Raw genomic sequence first — 15,027 nt, 5'->3', positions numbered from 1 at the left:
GGACCTTGCTCCGCGGGCCGGTTGCGGGCGAGAACGGCGCCATGTCGGCCCGAGAGCGGATGGCGAGCGCGGACGCGGCGTGGCTCCAGATGGAGGAGCCCGCCAACCTGATGATGATCACCGCGGTGCTCTGGTTCGAGGGACGCCTGGACCGGCAGCGCCTGCGGGACGTCGTGCGCGAGCGGCTGGTCGAGCGCTACCCGCGCTTCCGCCAGCGCGTGGAGACCGGGCGCCCCGGCGCGCCGCACTGGGTGGATGTGGAGGACCTGGACCTGGACGCCCATGTGACGTCCGTGGAGGTGGCCGCGCCGGGTGACCGGGCCGCGCTGGAGGCGCTGGTGGGGCACTGGATGAGCGTGCCGCTGGAGCGCTCTCGGCCGCTGTGGCACCTGCACGTGGTGGAGGGCGCGAACGGCGGCGATGTGCTGCTGGCCCGGCTGCACCACTGCATGGCGGACGGCATCGCGCTGGCGCGGGTGCTGCTGTCGCTCACGGATGGCGCCGAGGTGGAGGTGCCTGTCCCGGAGCCCCGGCGCGTGGAGACGCCGGGGTGGATGCGGCTGGCGCTCGGCGCGATGAGCGTGGCGGGGACGGCGCGCGCGGCGCTGCGCAAGGGCGTGCAGCTGGTGCAGGAGCCCATCCTCGCCGGAGACCTGATGCGCGAGGGCGCGCTGGGCGCCGCGGCGCTGGGCAAGCTCCTGGTGATGCCGGCGGATCCTCCGTCGCCGCTGCGGGGACCGCTGGGCCAGGAGAAGCGCGCCGCGTGGTCCACGCCCATCCCGTTGGCTCGGGTGAAGGCGCTGGGGCGCGCGCTGGAGGGCACGGTGAACGATGTGCTCCTGGCGGCGCTCGCGGGCGCGGTGCGGCGCTACCTGGAGTCGCGCGACGCCCCCGCCGAGGACGTGCACGTGCTGGTGCCGGTGAACCTGCGGCCCTTGGATGAGCCCGTGCCCCGCGCGCTCGGCAATCGCTTCGGCGTCGTCTTCCTGCGCTTGCCCGTGCATATCGAGGAGCCTCGGCGGCGGGTGCGCGAGCTGGCGCGTCGCATGGAGGCGCTGAAGCGGTCTCCCGAGGCGGTGCTCACCTTCGGCGCGCTGGAGTTCCTCGGGCACACGCCGGCCGCGGTGGAGCGGTGGGTGGTGGACGTCATGGGGACGAAGGCCTCGCTGGTGGCCACCAACGTGCCCGGCCCCAAGGCGCCCGTGTCGCTGGCGGGCACCCGCTTGGAGGGCCTGACGTTCTGGGTGCCGCAGGCGGGCCACGTGGGGCTGGGCGTGAGCCTCTTCAGCTATGCGGGGCAGGTGACGGTGGGCGTGGCGGCGGATGCGTCGCGCGTGCCTGAGCCCGCGTCGCTCCTCGCCGCCTTCGACGCGGAGCTGGATGCGCTCGATGCCGCGTGCGCGTAGCGCCCGCCGTCACATCAGGCCGTGCTCCTCCAACTTGTTGTAGAGCGTGCGCCGGCTGATGCCGAGCAGGCGCGCCGCCAGCGTGCGGTTGTCTCCCGCGCGCTTGAGCGCGTCCTCCATGGCGTGCCGCTCGGTGTCCTTGCGCCGCGACTCCAGCGTGCCCGCTTCGGCGTTGCCAGAAGCTGCCTCCACCGCGGGCGAAGGCGCGACGGGCATGAGGGTGAGGCCGGGCTGTCGTCCCAGCTCGCGCGCCACGTCCGCGCCGGTGAGCTGGGGGCCATCCGAGAGCACCACGAGGCGCTCCATGAAGTTCTGGAGCTGCCGCACGTTGCCGGGCCACGGCTGGGCCTGGAGTGCGGCCAGCCCCTCCGGCGTGAGCGTGAAGGGCGGGCGTCCGTTGGCCTTCGCGTGCACCTCCAGGAAGTGCAGGGCGAGCGCCTCCAGGTCCTCGGGGCGCTCGCGCAGGGGCGGCAGCCACACCGGCACCACGTTGAGGCGATAGAAGAGGTCCTCGCGGAACTCTCCGCGCCGCACCATCTCCTCGAGCGGTCGGTGCGTGGCCGCCACGAAGCGCACGTCGACCTTCACCGTCTGCGTTCCGCCGAGTCGCTCGAACTCGCGCTCCTGGAGCACGCGCAGCAGCTTCACCTGCACGGCGGGGGAGATGTCGCCAATCTCGTCGAGGAAGAGGGTGCCCCCGTGGGCCAGCTCCACGCGGCCCGGCTTGCGCGTGGCGGCGCCGGTGAAGGCCCCCTTCTCGTAGCCGAACAGCTCGCTCTCCAGCAGCGTGTCCGGCAAGGCCGCGCAGTGCAGCTTCACGAACGGGCCCTCGCGTCGCGGGCTGTTCTCGTGGACGGCGCGCGCGGCCAGCTCCTTGCCCGTGCCGGACTCGCCGCGCACCAGCACCGTGGCGGTGCCCGTGGCCGCCTTCGCCAGCAGCGCCAGGGCTTGAGACAGCGCCGGGCCCTGACCGACGAACGCGCTCCGCGACTTCAGCGGCGCGCGCGGGGCCTCGCTGTACGCGCCCACGAGCGCCTTGCGCACCGTGAAGAGAATCTCCTCCCGGTCGAACGGCTTCAGCATGAAGTCCGCGGCGCCGGCTCGCATCGCCTCCACGGCCAGCGGCACCGTGCCGTGCGCGGTCAGCAGGATGACGGGCACCTCCGGCCAGCCCTTCGCCACCTCGGTGAGCAGCTCCATGCCGTTCATGCCCGGCATGCGCACGTCGCTGATGACCACGTCGATGGGGCGGCGCGCCAGGCACGTCAGCGCCTCGGCCGCGCTCATCACCACGTGCGGCGTCAGGCCGGCCTGCGCGAGCAGCGCGCCCAGCACCTTGGCCACGGCCGCGTCGTCATCCACCAGCAGGACCTGGCCCTTCAACGGCTCGTTCACGCGGCTTCTCCGTGGGGCTGCCGGGCCGGTGACGCGGATGCCGTCGGCAGGTGAAGGCGGAGAATCGTGCCACGCCCCTCGTTGCTCGTCAGCGCCACCGAGCCGCCGTGCGCCTCCACCACGCGCCGCACGAAGGCGAGCCCCAGGCCGCTGCCCGAGGCCTTGGTGGTGTAGAACTCGTCGAAGGCCCGCTCGCGCGTGCGGGCGTCCATGCCCTCGCCGGTGTCCTCCACCGCGAGCGTCACGCCGCCCCCATCCTCCGTGGTGCGCACGGTGAGGGTGCCGCCCGAGGGCATCGCCTCGAACGCGTTGCGCACCAGGTTCTCCAGCGCGTGGGTCAGCAGGTCCTCGTCTCCCACGAGCGCCGGCAGCGTCGGGGCCAGGGCGCGCACCAGCGCCACCTTCCCGGGGTTGGCGAAGGCCTGGAGGGACAGCACGCTGTCCACCAGCCGGTGAAGGTCCAGGGGGCGCATGAGCGGCTCCACGCGCGCCAGTCGCTGGTAGGTGCCCACCACGCCGTCGAGCCGCTCCACCTGCTCCAGCAACAGGTCCAGGAAGTCGCCGTGCGCATCCCAGGGTTGGCCGCGCGCGTGCTCCTCCTTGAGGTACTGCGCGGCGCCCTTCATCGCGGCGATGGGGTTGCGCAGGTCGTGCGCCATCTGCGCGGAGAAGCGCCCGAGCGTGGCCAGCCGCTCCAGTCGCTCCCGCTGGGTGACGAAGGCGGTGACTCCGCGACGGGCCGCCGCGAGCATCGCGAAGGTGATGGTGGTGGTGCCGATGACCAGCGGGCCCGCTTGGCCCGCGAACAGCCAGAAGACCGCGAGGTAGGCGAGCACGCCCGACAGCGCCAGCACGCCCGCGGACAGCGCGCCACTCGCGCCCTGGTCCTCACCGAAGAGTCGGAAGCGCAGCGCCACCGTGGCCATCACGGGCAGGCCCAACAGCGTGCCCAGGCTGCCCAGCCTCGGGATGCTCAGGCCCACGTCCGCCGCGAAGTCCGTGAGCAGCAGCGCCACGGTCAGCGCGAGCCCCAACAGCACGAGCCCCGCGCGAGCCCGCTCCTCGGCTTGTCTCGCGCGGAGCAGGTGCGCGCCCAGCAACCAGAAGCCGGCGGCGAGCACCGGCAGAGCCAGCGCACCCATCAGCAAGGCCAGGCGGGCCGGCGTGCGCCACACGGCCAGGGCCGGAGTGCTCGGGCTCGCCAGCAGCGCGAAGCCGACGGAGCCCATCACCGCGTAGGCGCCGTACATCGCCCAGGCCGAGCGCTTGCGGCGCCCCACGAAGGCGAGGATGAAGTGCAGCGCGCTGGGCAACATCATCAGCGCGGCGAGCGCGCCCACCAGCCGCCAGTCGGACTCCCCCGAGCGCACCAGCGCGAAGGACGCGAAGTCCCACGTCGACAGGCAGATGCACAACAGCGACAGCGGGAGCGCCAGGACGCCGCGCCCCACGCGCGCGAGCGAGAGCCCCGCGAGAGCGACCAGCCCCGCGCACGCCACGAGACTGAGCCACATCGCGCTCGTCATGGCGTGCGGACGGCTCCTTGGGTCAGAGCATTCCCAGGCGGCGGGCGTTGGCCAGGTCCACGGCGGCGGCTTCCCAGCGACGCACGGCCTGCTCGCGCTCGGCCTCGGGCGAGTCCGCGTAGAAGCCCAGCGTGTCGTTGAGCGCGCGGCTCAGTTCCTCGATGGCGGCGAGGCGCACGTCCAGCTCGCGGTGGCGCAGCGCCGCGACGAGCCAGTCCGCGCGGCGACGGCTGCGGTTCTCCGCCCACCACGCGGTCCACTGACGCGGCTGGAGGCCGAGCGTGGCGCGCGTCACCTCGCGCAGGGCCTCGGCGGCGGCCTGGGCGCACATGGCGTCGTCGCTGCCCGTGAGGTTGATGAGGCCCTCGATGGACTCGCGGTCGTGCAGGGCGCCCAGCGCGCGCGCGGCCAGGGAGCGGCGCAGCGGATCTCGATTCGTCAGCTCCTGGCGCAGGTCGCGCAGGGCCACGTCCAGCCGCGGCAGGTGCTTGAGCGCGGCGGCGGCCACGCGCGCGGCGCTGGAGATGTCCGGCTCCAGGTCGAACAGGCCGCGCAGCACGCCATCCACCAGCTCGACGAAGGGCAGGCTGCCCGCGGTGAGCAGCGCGAAGTAGCGCGTGTCCGCGTCGTTCGAGTCCAGCAGCGGCGACAGGGCCTGCGCGGCCGAGCGGCCCAGGCGGGAGAGGGCGCCCGGGATGGGGCCCAGCTCGTCGGCCTCGGGGAGATCGACCACGGGGAGCCGGCTCCACGCGGTGGGGCCGGGGAAGTGCTGGGCCAGCACGCGGGCGCTGGCCTCGGGCGAGCGCGCCAGCTCCGCCATCGCGCTGGAGCGCTGGGCGGCGTCCGGGCCGGTGAGGCGACGGAGCAGCGGCGTGAAGTCCGGAGGTGGGCGCTCCTCTTGCGACATCACCCGAGGCGGCACGGTGGCGGCGCGTCCCAGGTTGCCCGCGGCGCCGCGTCCGAAGAACGGGCTCCAGCCCAGGCCGGCCGCCATGGCGGGCGCGGGGGTGGGCTGGAGGCTCGCGCCGGGCGGCACGTCCTCGTCGATGGCGAAGTCGGTGGGCTCGTTGCCTCGCAGCTCGGACACGCGCTGCTTGCGGAAGAGGATGAGCTCCTGGAAGGCGGCGGGCAGGTCCTGGCAGAACAGGATGTAGTCGGACAGGCGGCGCTGGCTGATGGGCTTCTGCCCGCAGTCTCCGTAGAGGATGGCCACCAGGCGGCCCTTCACCTCGACCGGGTACAGGAACACGGTGCGCGGCGCCTGACGGCCGAACAGCTCCAGGTAGTGCTTGGTGAGCGCGTCCGGGGGCAGGGGGCCCGCGTAGCTGCCGCGGGTGACGGCCACGGTGCGGAAGACGCTGCTCGCGTCGAGCGGGATGGACACCTGGTGGAGCGGCTCGCCGAGCATGCCCTCACCCCGTGCATCCCAGCCCACGCCCGCGCCGCGCATGACGGCGAAGGCGGACACGTAGTCGAACGTGCGGCGGCCAAAGCGCAGCGCGACGTCCATCAACTTGTCGCGGTCCTTGGAGGCATCCTTCAGCGCGGCGCGTGCCTGCGCCAGCGTCCAGTCCGGGACATCTTGTCCAGAGGGCGGCTGCGCGGCGGGGCGAGCGGCGGCCTCGGGACCGCGCGCGGGCTTGGGGACGGAAGGGTTGCTGAAGACGAGGAACGACGGCTCGGTGCGCGGCGGAGGCGCGGGCGGCTCGTTGCGACCGGGCGTCGGGATGGCCGCGAAGCGCATCGTCGGAGGACTGGTGGGCGGCGGCGACGGAGGCCACACCTGCGGGGGCGCCGCGGGGCGCGGAGCCTGGGGCGGCGCGAGAGGCCGGCTCCCCTGCGCCGAGGGCGTGCCCTGTGGAGACACCACCGTGGTTCCACTCGGCGGCGGGGGCTGGTGCGCAGGCGAGGCGGACGACGTCCCGCTCGGTGCGCCGCTGCCCTGTGGTGCGCCCGACTGAGCCTGTGTGGACGAAGCGCCCTGCGGCGCCCTCGCCTGTGCGGCTGCGGCGTTCTGCGCCTGCGTGGACGACGTCCCGTGCGCGGCGCCCTGCTGCGAAGCCGCTGCGCCCTGCGCGGAGGCGGTGCCGTGCGCGGCGCCCTGCTGCGAGGCCCCCGCGCCGTGCGATGCCTGCGCGGACGTGGCCCCAGGTGCCGAGGCCGTCGCACCCTGCGTGGAGGCGACACCGTGAGGCGCAGCCGCGCCCTGTGCGGACGCAGCCCCGTGAGACGCGGGGCTTCCCTGCGCGTGCGCGGACGAAGCCCCGGGCGCGGTCACTTGCTGCGAGGGCATCTTGCCCTGCGGCGCCTGCTGAGCGGGCGCCGAACCGTGCGACGCGGCCGTGCCCTGCTGTGCACGCGCGGGCTGCGATGGCGCCGTCCCACTGGCGGGCGCGGTCGCCGGCTTCGCGGGAGCCGCGTCGCTCGGCATGTTCAGCCGGAGCGGCGCTCGCACGAAGGCGGGCGGAGGCACCGTGGTGGCCTCGGGCGGCGGAGGCGGCGGGCTGTTGAGGCGCAGCGGCTCGCGCACGAACGCGGGCGGTGGCACGGCGGCGGGCGCGGGGCGAGCCTCGGTGGGGGCGGGCTCCTGCGCCACCGAGCGCGCCAACTGCTCCACCATGTCCTCGGTGAGCGAGTCCTCGTGCGCCTCGGGCGGAGGCGGGGGCGGCGTGGCCTGCCGCTCCGGATCCAACATCGCGGAGAGCTGCGAGAACCGAGGCGCGAGCGGCTGCCGGTAGATGATCGAGATCCACTCTCGAACGCGCAGCTCGATGGCGACCCACAGCTCCAGCGGCTTGCCGAGCAGGAACCCGACTTCCTCCAGCTCCTTCTTCGGCACCGGATATCCACACGCGACGTGCAGCGTGTTGCCATCCAATGACAGAGGCACCACGCACAGCCGCTCGGCGATCTTCGGCGGGATGAAGGACGCGACGTCCGGGTTCGGCTCGAAGTCGATCAGGTTCACTGGCTTGACGCCGGAGACCTCACCGAGCAACGCGAGCACATCCTGCTCACCGAGCCCGCGCTCCAGCAGCGCCGTGTCGACGTGGTCCCCTTGCGTCTGCTGCTGACGCAAGACCTCCCCGGCCTTCTCTTGGGTGAGCAGGGTGCGCGAGACGAGAAGCTGGGCGAGGCGGGCTGGCATGAAGGGCGCGGCATCTTACGGCCGCGGCCGCAAGGAACAATGAGTCGTTACTCAGCGAGTCGTTGCTCAGCTCGGTTGGACGACGAAGGTGGACGTCAGCTTGTCATGCAACGTCTGTCCGCGGCGGTCGAACAGCGCCATCCAGAATCCACCGAGAAACAGGAAGAAGGACAGGCTGGCCAGCATCGCACGGAGGATGGCGCGCCCCGGCGCGGGGGCCAGGCCGTGCGTGTCCACCAGCCGAAGCCCGAGCAGCAACCGTCCGAGCGTCCGCCCGTTCCACAAGATGGCCGCCACCGCGCAGTAGACGGTGGCCAGGACGAGCATCAGCACGACGCCCGGCAGCAGCACGGCGTGCAGCGCGCGCAGCCACGCGACGAACGCGTCCAGTCCGGTGAGGCCCACCTGGTGCGGCGCCTTCACGCCCGCCACGGAGGACGCGAGCGTGATGTAGGCAGCCGCCACGGCGCCAATCGCCGCGGTGTCCACGCTGAAGGACAGCACCCGGCGCCACAGGGAGGCCGGCCGGGCGTGCACCTCGTCGACGCCCGGGGTCGTGGGCGTGCGCGGCTTCAGCGCGACCCCCGGGAGCGGGCCCTGGGGACGGGCAACGGCCGGCGGCTCCATGCGCGCGGGGGTCAGCTCCACGTGGGGCGGCTCCATGTGCGCGGGGGCCTCCACGGGGAGGTCGTCCATCTGCGGCAAGAGATCCGGGGCTGGCGTGGAACCCAGCACGTCCAGGAAGAGCGGATCCGTCTCGGTCGGCGCGGGCGCTACGGGGACCGAGGCGCGGTGCACCGGCGGGGTCCCGTAGGCGGGCGTCAGCGGAGAGCCCACGGGGGGCAGCTCATAGTCCGGGGCTGGCATGCGCGGCGCGGCGACGCCCGGCAGCGCGTGCGACATCTCCGTGGGGGCAGCCCGAGGCGGGGCCATCGGAGCGACGGCCTGCGGAGCTGCCATCGGAGCGACGGCCTGCGGAGCTGCCATCGGAGCGACGGCCTGCGGAACCGCCATCGGCGCGACGGCGGGCGGGGGGGCCATCGGAGCGACGGCGGGCGGCGGGGCCACGGCGCGCGGCGCGACCATGGGCGCCTGGGCCGGCGGCGTCATCTGGGGGGCGGCGGCGCGCGGCACTGGCGGCTGCTGTGGGGCCACCGGGGCGGCTGGCCGAGCCATGGCAGGCTGCTGTGGCGGAGCGGCCATGCGCGGCGCGGCGGGCTGCGCGGGAACGCCACCCAGAATGGCGGGCTGCGCGGGAACGGCGGGATGGGTCGCGGCCATGCGCGGCTGCGCGGGCGGGGCGATGCGTGGGGCGGCGGGCTGCGCGGGGACACTCCCCGGGGCGGCGGGCGCGGCCATGCGCGGTTGGGCTGGAGCGCTTCCCGGAACGGGCGGCTGCGCGGCCCCGCGAGGAACAGGCGGCTGCTGCGGCGCCGCGACGCGGGGCGCGGGCGCCTGCGGAGGCGGCGCGGCGCGAGGCGCGGACGGGCGGACCGCCGGAGTCATCCCGGGAGGCGTCACCGGGCTGCGCGCGAGGTCGGAGAAGGCTGGCACGGCGTTGGGAGTCGCGGCGCGCTCCGGCGAGCGGCGGTCGATGTGGATGTCCCGGTCGAGCAGGCTGGGGACAGCCGGCACGGGCGCGTCACGCAGGGTCGTGGCGCAGGCGGGGCAATCTCCCTCGGGCGGCAGCGTGGCTCCGCACTTCAAGCACTTGGACAACGTTTCCTCCCGGCGATGCAGGCAGCGGCCGCCATGAAAGGCCGTCCCAGCGCGGGGAGCAAGAAAAGTACAAGCCCCCGAGGCCCCTCGCCCGGGGAACCGTCAGGGGCTCGTCACCCTCACGCCCTAGGCGTGGACGCGTCGGTGCTTGTTTGCCGACTGCACGATGAGCAGCACGATGATGGCTCCGACGATGGACATGATGATGCCGGAGGTTCTCAGCTCGAAGAGCTTCCCGTTGCGCTCGAAGAGGGAGCCGATGAGCCCACCCACCAGCGAGCCGACCATGCCCAGCAGGGTGGTGGCGATGAGCCCCATGCTCTGCCGCCCCGGGAGGATGGCTCGGGCAATGAGGCCCGCGATGAGACCGATGATGATGAACGCGATGATCCCCATGAATGGTTCTCCTGTGGTGGGACCGCGCACGGCCCCGGATGGGAGAAACGTAGGAATCCCAACTCGGACGTGAGAACCAGGGAGGAAGGAGCGCCTGCCTCCTCGGCGGTCATCCGAGTTCGCCATCCAGGTGCATCATCACCGCCAGGGCAGCCAGCGCGGCGGTCTCCGTTCTCAGGATGCGCGCCCCCAGCGTGACGGGCTTCGCGCCGAGCGCCCACAGCGCGGACACCTCCTCGCGGGCCAGTCCTCCCTCGGGGCCCACCACCAGCGCCACGGGCGTGCCTGGGCCCGCGGCGCGGAAGGCCTCGCCCAGCGGCACAGCGGACTCTTCTTCATCCAGCACCAGCACCACAGTGCCCGGCGCCAGGGCGCGCACGGCCTCCGCCAGCGGCCGAGGCGCATGGACGGGAGGCACGTCATTGCGGCGGCACTGGCGCGCGGCCTCTTCCACAATCTTCATCCAGCGGCCGGTGCGCTCCACGGCCCGCTTGGGCTCCAGCTTCACCACGCTGCGCACGGTGTCCACGGGCCAGAACGCGGAGGCGCCCAGCTCGGTGCCTTTCTGGAGCACCCACTCGAGCTTGTCGCCCTTGGGCAACCCCTGCACCACGGCCACCTCGCGCCGGGGCGGCGTCACGCGCGCCGCGCCAAGCGAGAGCCGCACGTGCTCCGGCGTCAGCTCCACCACGCGCGCGTCGCAGGCGCGGCCCTGCCCGTCGAACACCTCCAGCGCGTCGCCCGCCTCCAGCCGCAGGACGTGGACGAGGTAGTGGCGGCGCTCGTCGGTGAGCGTCACCTCGGAGGGGATGGGCTGGGGCAGCGGGACGAAGAGGCGGACCACGGCGGCGGGCTCCTGGAAGGGCCGCAGGATTCAGCAGGACGCCGCCGCGCGCCAGCCTCGCGTCACGGCGGGTCCTGGGAACTTCACCGGAACCCCCTGGCAGCTACACGGCGACGCGGGTCGCGGCGCTCCCGACCGACGTGGCCCGCGCGTGTAGCTCGCGCTTGAAGCCCATTCCGAACAGGACGAGCGTCAGCAGGTACACGGGCTCGATGAAGAACAGCAGCGGACCGCCCAGGGACAGGCCGTGCGTCTTCTTCTCGAAGACGACGTGCGCGCCCACCACCAGCGCGAAGCGCGCCACCATCACGCCCAGGGCCACGCCCGCGGCCACGCCCGCGGGCAGGCTCGCCACCGCGAGGGCCGCCAGGAGCGTGGGCACCAGCAGCGGAACCATGAGCAGGCCCGCGGTCCACTCCAGCGTCAGCGCGTAGAGCACCACCGCGGCCACGAGCGCGTGCGCGGCCGTGAGGCCCAGGCCCCCGGGCAGCGCCACCCACGCGAGCGGAACGCACAGCGAGAAGATGAACAGGTAGGTGCCCACGAAGTGCGCGGCGCGGCTCACGCCGTTCTCGTGCAGGGGCATCCAGGCGCGCAGCTTGTCAGCGAAGGTCATGGCGAGGTCCAGGGGCGCCTCACGCCCGAGCGGGCGCGGCGGTCTCCGACTTCAGCGCGTAGTCCCCGGTGAGCAAGGCCACGAAGAACAGCGGCCCCACCAGCGCGTGCACCAGGTTGGTGAAGAACGAGGGGGACTTCTTCTCCCACACCGCGTGGCCCGCGAACTGGATGGCCCAGCCGCCCACCGCGATGGCCACCACGGACCACATGGGCATCATCCGCCCCAGCGGGATGCACAGCGCCATGTAGAGCGACACCGCCAGCCCCAGCTTCACGTCCGCGCGCAGGTACCACAGCGTCACGAGCGCCCACGCCACCAGCCCCAGCGTCAGCATTCCGCCGGGCAGCACCGGCAACGCCACCAGCTTCACCCAGTCGAGCATCGCCACGATGTGCAGCACGATGACGGGGATGGCGATCTTGTGCGTCAGCCGGTTCGTCGGGTGCTGGTGCGCGGACGCGTACTCGTCGAAGAGCGCGACCACCTGGGGCTTGAGCATGGGGGTCTCCAAGGAAAGAGTCGTTTCGACTCTCTAAGGTAGGGGATGTCCGCGCCGGTTTCCTGGCCCGGCGCGCCAAACTCCTGGCCCGGGACGCCAACCTCAGGGGCCCGCGTCCGAGCCCACCCCGTCCCGCCATGCCCTCGGCGTCTTGCCTGTCCACCGCTTGAACGCGCGGTCGAACGTGCTCAGCTCCGCGAAGCCCAGGAGGAACGCCACCTCGCTCACCCCCAGGTGCGGATCCGCCAGGTACTGGCGCGCGAGCGTGTTGCGCACCGCGTCGACCTCGTCCTGGAACGTGGTGTCCTGCTCTGCCAGCCGTCGCTGGAGCGTGCGCGCGCTCACGTGGAGTCCCCGAGCCACCTCGGCCATCTGAGGCGCGCCATCCTGGAGCGTGGCCCGGATGGCCTCGCGCACGCGGACGGCGAAGTCGCCGCGCGCGGGCTCGGTGGCGGGCGGCGGAGGGGGGGCGGTGGCGGCGCGCTCCAGGACGGAGAGCAGGGCGGGATCTCCTCCCGTCACGCGCAGGTCCAGCGTGGCGGCGTCCAGGGTGAGCGCGTTGTGGCCAGCGCCGAAGCTCGGCGTCACGCCGAAGTGCTCCACGAGCGGCGTGAGGTCCGCCGGCGCGGGATGCGCGAAGGCGACCGCGCGGGGCCGCCAGGGCTGCTCGGTGAGCTGCCGGCCCGCGTGTACGAAGAGCGCGAGCCCGAACTCGCTGGCGTGGCGACCGTAGACGAGCGGCTCGCCGGGGATGCCATAGGTGAACGTGCCGCCCTGGGGGCCCAGGTCGCGGTAGGCAGACGTCCACGCTGGGTCGAGCAGCGCCATGTAGCGGGCCAGCGCGCGGAACGTGTCGCGCAGCGTGGAGCAGGCCCGGGCGATGTACTCGACGAGGCCATAGGTGCCTCGGGGCAGGCCCTGCGCCACGTGCAGCCCGAGGAAGGCATCGCCGCTGAGACGCTCGGCGGCGTCCAGCAGGGCGCGCAGGGTGGGCAAGGGCAGGCGGACCTCGGGCAGGGCCTGCGCATCCAGGGGCAGCCCGAACTCGCGCACCAGCGCCCCCGGCTCATGCCCGGTCGCGCGCAGGTGCGCGAGCAGCGGCCCCACGAGCTGCGACCGCACCTCGGCCGTGGGCCCGGTGGACTGCCGCGGAGGCTGGGAGGAGGGAGGCGTCACCACGCGGGAGCGGAGGCTAGCGCGCCCCGCCCCCCGGGTTCCAAGGGCGGAGGGCCCTCAGCGCTTGTCCAAGTCGATGCGAACCCACTCGCCCTGCTGCGCGCCCTCGAGGACCGTGCAGCCCAGCTTGCGGTAGGCGTCCTCCACGTCCTGGCGCTGATGGGCCAGCACGCCGGCCAGGATGAGCCTCCCATGGGCCTTGGCGACGATGAGAGGCGCCAACTCGATGAGCGTGTTGGCCAGGATGTTGGCGAGCACCAGGTCGAAGGTGCCGGAGACCTGGGTCAGCTCGCGGCCGGACACGTCGATGTCCGGGGTGCCGTTGTCGACGCAGTTCTCCTGGGCCAGCTCCACGGAGGTGGGGTCGTTGTCGGTGCCCACCGTGGCGCCCGCGCCCAGCTTCTTGGCCGCGATGGCGAGCACGCCCGTGCCGGTGCCCACGTCGAGCACCGTGGCGCCCGGGCGGGTGGCCATGAACGTGTCCACGGCGGCCAGGCACAGCGAGGTGGTGGGGTGGTCGCCGGTGCCGAAGGCCATCTTCGGCTCGATGACGATGCGCACCTTGTCCTGGGGCGCCTTGTCCGCCTCCCAGGGCGGGCCCACCCAGAGGCGGCCCACCTGCACGGACTTGATGAGCGACTTCCACTGCTCGCTCCAGTCCTGCTGGGGCTGCTCCTCCAGGCCGTGGCGGGCGTGGGGGAAGGACTCGGCGATGCTGGCCTGGGCGGCCTCGGCGGTCTCGCGATCCTCGAAGTAAGCGACGATGAGGGCCTCGCCCGGGGCGGGGGCACGCACGCCCGGCATGGTCGGCTGTTCGCGGTCGCGGACTTCCAGGCCCAGGGCGTTGCCCTCGTGGAGGAGGTCCTGTGCGGCCTCGGACTCTTCCTCGGGCAACTCCACGGTGAGTGACAGATAGGTCTGGGACATGCGGGCCCTTCTACCGCACCGTGCGTAGCGTGGGAGCGCCGTGAGACTCGCTCAAGTCTTCTGGCCCCTGCTGTGCCTGACCGCCTGCTCCGGTCCTCCCGCCCCCGACGTCGCGGTCTGTCAGGACGTCATCACCCGGCTGTGCGCCTCGCTGAGTTGCCCCGGCGTGGTGGAGACCCTCTCGGTGGGCCCGGCGGACTGCGCGGGCACCTTGCGGGAGCGCACGGGCTGCGGCACGGAGGCCTTCGCCTTCGTGGAGCCCTCGCGGGACCGCTTCCTGGATTGCCGTGAGCCATTGCTCCGTCAGGGGACGGCGCTGAACCAGCTGCCCGCGTGCTCGGACGTGCAGCGGGCGCTGTCGGACTGCCCGGACATGACGACCTTCTTCCAGGGGGCGACGCCATGAAGCGGGTGGGCGTGGTGCTGCTGGGATTGTCCGTGGGCTGTGCCTCGCTGGACGCGGACCGCCGGGTGGAGCGAGGCCCCGCGCTGCGCACCGAGACCCGCGAGCACACGCTGGGAGAGCGCGTGACGTTCGCGTCGGTCGAGACGTCCTGGCCCCAGCTCACGCTGCGCTTCTCCACGGCGGACATCTGCCGCACCGAGCAGCACACGCAATACACGGAGACCGTGGTCACTCAGCGGCGCACCACGCCCGCGGCGGCAGCGGTGAGCACGGGAGGCATCCTCACGGCGGTGGGCGGCTTCCTCGTCATCGGCCGGTCGCTGTTCTCGGATAAGCCCAACCGGGACACCCTCGACGAGGACGGGCACTACGGCGCCTCCAGCCGCAAGGTGGCGACGGGGTGGGGCGTGGGCGTGCTGATTGTCGGCGTACCCGCGCTCGTCACCGGAATCATCCAGCTCGCCACCGCGAAGGAGGAGCGCGAGACCCGCCCGGCGGACGAGCTCACCGCGCTGCGCGAGGTGCCCTGCCAGCCCGCGCCCGCGGAAGGCCAGGTGACGCTGTCGGGCCCGCTCGGGCCCGTGGTCGAGCCGCGCGCCACCCAGCAGGGACAAGTCACCTTCTCCGCCCATGAGTTGCAGGGCCGGGAGTGGACGGCGGTGCAACTGGATGCCGCCCCGGTGCTGCTCATGGGCGAAGGCCAGACGCGGCTGGAGTTGTTTCGCGCGTGCCTGCCCTGGCTGACCTCAACGCCTGACGCACAGCGGCTCGTGGAGGAAGCGCGCCTTGTGCCCGAGCGACTGCGGAGCCTGCGTCAGCTCATCCGAGGGTGTTCCGCGATTCCCGGCGCGCCCACGGGCCCGTGGTTGCAAGCGATGGATGCGGCGCTCGAGACGCCCTCCCCGGGCGCAGGGCCGACGCCGCAAGCCCCCTCGCCCGCGAGCCCACCTCCTCCCTGACGCGCCG

Annotated in this window: 13 protein-coding genes; 3 read left to right on the top strand and 10 right to left on the bottom strand. The window is 73.3% G+C overall.

The genetic code is table 11. From position 1 onward, the window contains the following. Window positions 1–41: 41 nt before the first annotated feature. Window positions 42–1,406 carry a WS/DGAT/MGAT family O-acyltransferase gene (locus tag KRR26_RS26100; protein ID WP_217081142.1) on the top strand — a complete coding sequence of 455 codons (1,365 nt, stop codon included), beginning with the start codon at window positions 42–44 and terminating at the stop codon, window positions 1,404–1,406. Window positions 1,407–1,415: 9 nt separating this feature from the next. Here the strand turns inward: KRR26_RS26100 and KRR26_RS26095 are convergent, their stop codons facing one another. From KRR26_RS26095 to prmA, 10 genes are all read right to left on the bottom strand, one after another. Further along, window positions 1,416–2,801 (bottom strand): sigma-54-dependent transcriptional regulator, encoded by a 1,386-nt coding sequence (locus tag KRR26_RS26095; RefSeq protein WP_217081141.1) that lies wholly within the window; start codon window positions 2,799–2,801, stop codon window positions 1,416–1,418. Beyond that, complete coding sequence (locus KRR26_RS26090; protein ID WP_120209716.1) at window positions 2,798–4,327, bottom strand: sensor histidine kinase; 1,530 nt, start codon at window positions 4,325–4,327, stop codon at window positions 2,798–2,800. The genes KRR26_RS26095 and KRR26_RS26090 overlap by 4 nt, the downstream gene beginning before the upstream one ends. A gap of 22 nt (window positions 4,328–4,349) precedes the next feature. Continuing rightward, on the bottom strand, window positions 4,350–7,475 hold the full coding sequence (locus KRR26_RS26085; protein WP_217081140.1) for a GspE/PulE/PilB domain-containing protein: 3,126 nt from the start codon (window positions 7,473–7,475) through the stop codon (window positions 4,350–4,352). Between the two features lie 66 nt (window positions 7,476–7,541). Next, a complete protein-coding gene (locus KRR26_RS37010; protein ID WP_236069194.1) occupies window positions 7,542–9,194 on the bottom strand; it encodes an RDD family protein in 1,653 nt (550 codons plus the stop codon). Between the two features lie 126 nt (window positions 9,195–9,320). Beyond that, the gene (locus KRR26_RS26075) at window positions 9,321–9,590 is read right to left on the bottom strand and encodes a GlsB/YeaQ/YmgE family stress response membrane protein (RefSeq protein WP_120209719.1); all 270 of its coding nucleotides are present in this window, start codon (window positions 9,588–9,590) and stop codon (window positions 9,321–9,323) included. Between the two features lie 109 nt (window positions 9,591–9,699). After that, window positions 9,700–10,434: a 16S rRNA (uracil(1498)-N(3))-methyltransferase gene (locus KRR26_RS26070; protein WP_217081139.1), complete on the bottom strand. Its 735-nt coding sequence runs from the start codon at window positions 10,432–10,434 to the stop codon at window positions 9,700–9,702. A gap of 103 nt (window positions 10,435–10,537) precedes the next feature. Then, window positions 10,538–11,050 carry an Mpo1-like protein gene (locus tag KRR26_RS26065; protein ID WP_217081138.1) on the bottom strand — a complete coding sequence of 171 codons (513 nt, stop codon included), beginning with the start codon at window positions 11,048–11,050 and terminating at the stop codon, window positions 10,538–10,540. Window positions 11,051–11,069: 19 nt separating this feature from the next. Further along, entirely contained in the window at window positions 11,070–11,552 is a 483-nt protein-coding gene (locus tag KRR26_RS26060) for an Mpo1 family 2-hydroxy fatty acid dioxygenase (protein ID WP_120209722.1), read from the bottom strand. A gap of 102 nt (window positions 11,553–11,654) precedes the next feature. Further along, entirely contained in the window at window positions 11,655–12,731 is a 1,077-nt protein-coding gene (locus KRR26_RS26055; protein ID WP_233577415.1) for an AraC family transcriptional regulator, read from the bottom strand. A 54-nt stretch (window positions 12,732–12,785) separates the two neighbouring features. Beyond that, window positions 12,786–13,655, bottom strand: a complete 870-nt coding sequence (gene prmA, locus KRR26_RS26050; protein WP_217081137.1) for a 50S ribosomal protein L11 methyltransferase — start codon at window positions 13,653–13,655, stop codon at window positions 12,786–12,788. Window positions 13,656–13,695: 40 nt separating this feature from the next. Here prmA and KRR26_RS26045 point away from each other — a divergent pair, with 40 nt between their 5' ends. Together KRR26_RS26045 and KRR26_RS26040 are read left to right on the top strand one after the other, a co-directional pair. Beyond that, window positions 13,696–14,061, top strand: coding sequence for a hypothetical protein (locus KRR26_RS26045; protein ID WP_217081136.1), 366 nt, complete (start codon window positions 13,696–13,698; stop codon window positions 14,059–14,061). Further along, window positions 14,058–15,020, top strand: a complete 963-nt coding sequence (locus KRR26_RS26040) for a hypothetical protein (protein WP_217081135.1) — start codon at window positions 14,058–14,060, stop codon at window positions 15,018–15,020. The genes KRR26_RS26045 and KRR26_RS26040 overlap by 4 nt, the downstream gene beginning before the upstream one ends. Window positions 15,021–15,027 lie beyond the last annotated feature (7 nt).

It is taken from the genome of Citreicoccus inhibens (genome assembly GCF_019039035.1).
Classification (GTDB): domain Bacteria; phylum Myxococcota; class Myxococcia; order Myxococcales; family Myxococcaceae; genus Citreicoccus; species Citreicoccus inhibens.
This window is presented reverse-complemented; position numbering and strand designations above follow the sequence as displayed.

Excerpts from the sequence above, each read along its gene's own strand:
- KRR26_RS26040 (WP_217081135.1), top strand. The coding sequence starts at position 14,058 with ATGAAGCGGGTGGGCGTGGTGCTGCTGGGATTGTCCGTGGGCTGTGCC.
- KRR26_RS26085 (WP_217081140.1), bottom strand. The coding sequence starts at position 7,475 with ATGCCAGCCCGCCTCGCCCAGCTTCTCGTCTCGCGCACCCTGCTCACC.
- KRR26_RS26075 (WP_120209719.1), bottom strand. The coding sequence starts at position 9,590 with ATGGGGATCATCGCGTTCATCATCATCGGTCTCATCGCGGGCCTCATT.
- KRR26_RS26065 (WP_217081138.1), bottom strand. The coding sequence starts at position 11,050 with ATGACCTTCGCTGACAAGCTGCGCGCCTGGATGCCCCTGCACGAGAAC.
- KRR26_RS26100 (WP_217081142.1), top strand. The coding sequence starts at position 42 with ATGTCGGCCCGAGAGCGGATGGCGAGCGCGGACGCGGCGTGGCTCCAG.
- KRR26_RS26090 (WP_120209716.1), bottom strand. The coding sequence starts at position 4,327 with ATGACGAGCGCGATGTGGCTCAGTCTCGTGGCGTGCGCGGGGCTGGTC.
- KRR26_RS26060 (WP_120209722.1), bottom strand. The coding sequence starts at position 11,552 with ATGCTCAAGCCCCAGGTGGTCGCGCTCTTCGACGAGTACGCGTCCGCG.
- prmA (WP_217081137.1), bottom strand. The coding sequence starts at position 13,655 with ATGTCCCAGACCTATCTGTCACTCACCGTGGAGTTGCCCGAGGAAGAG.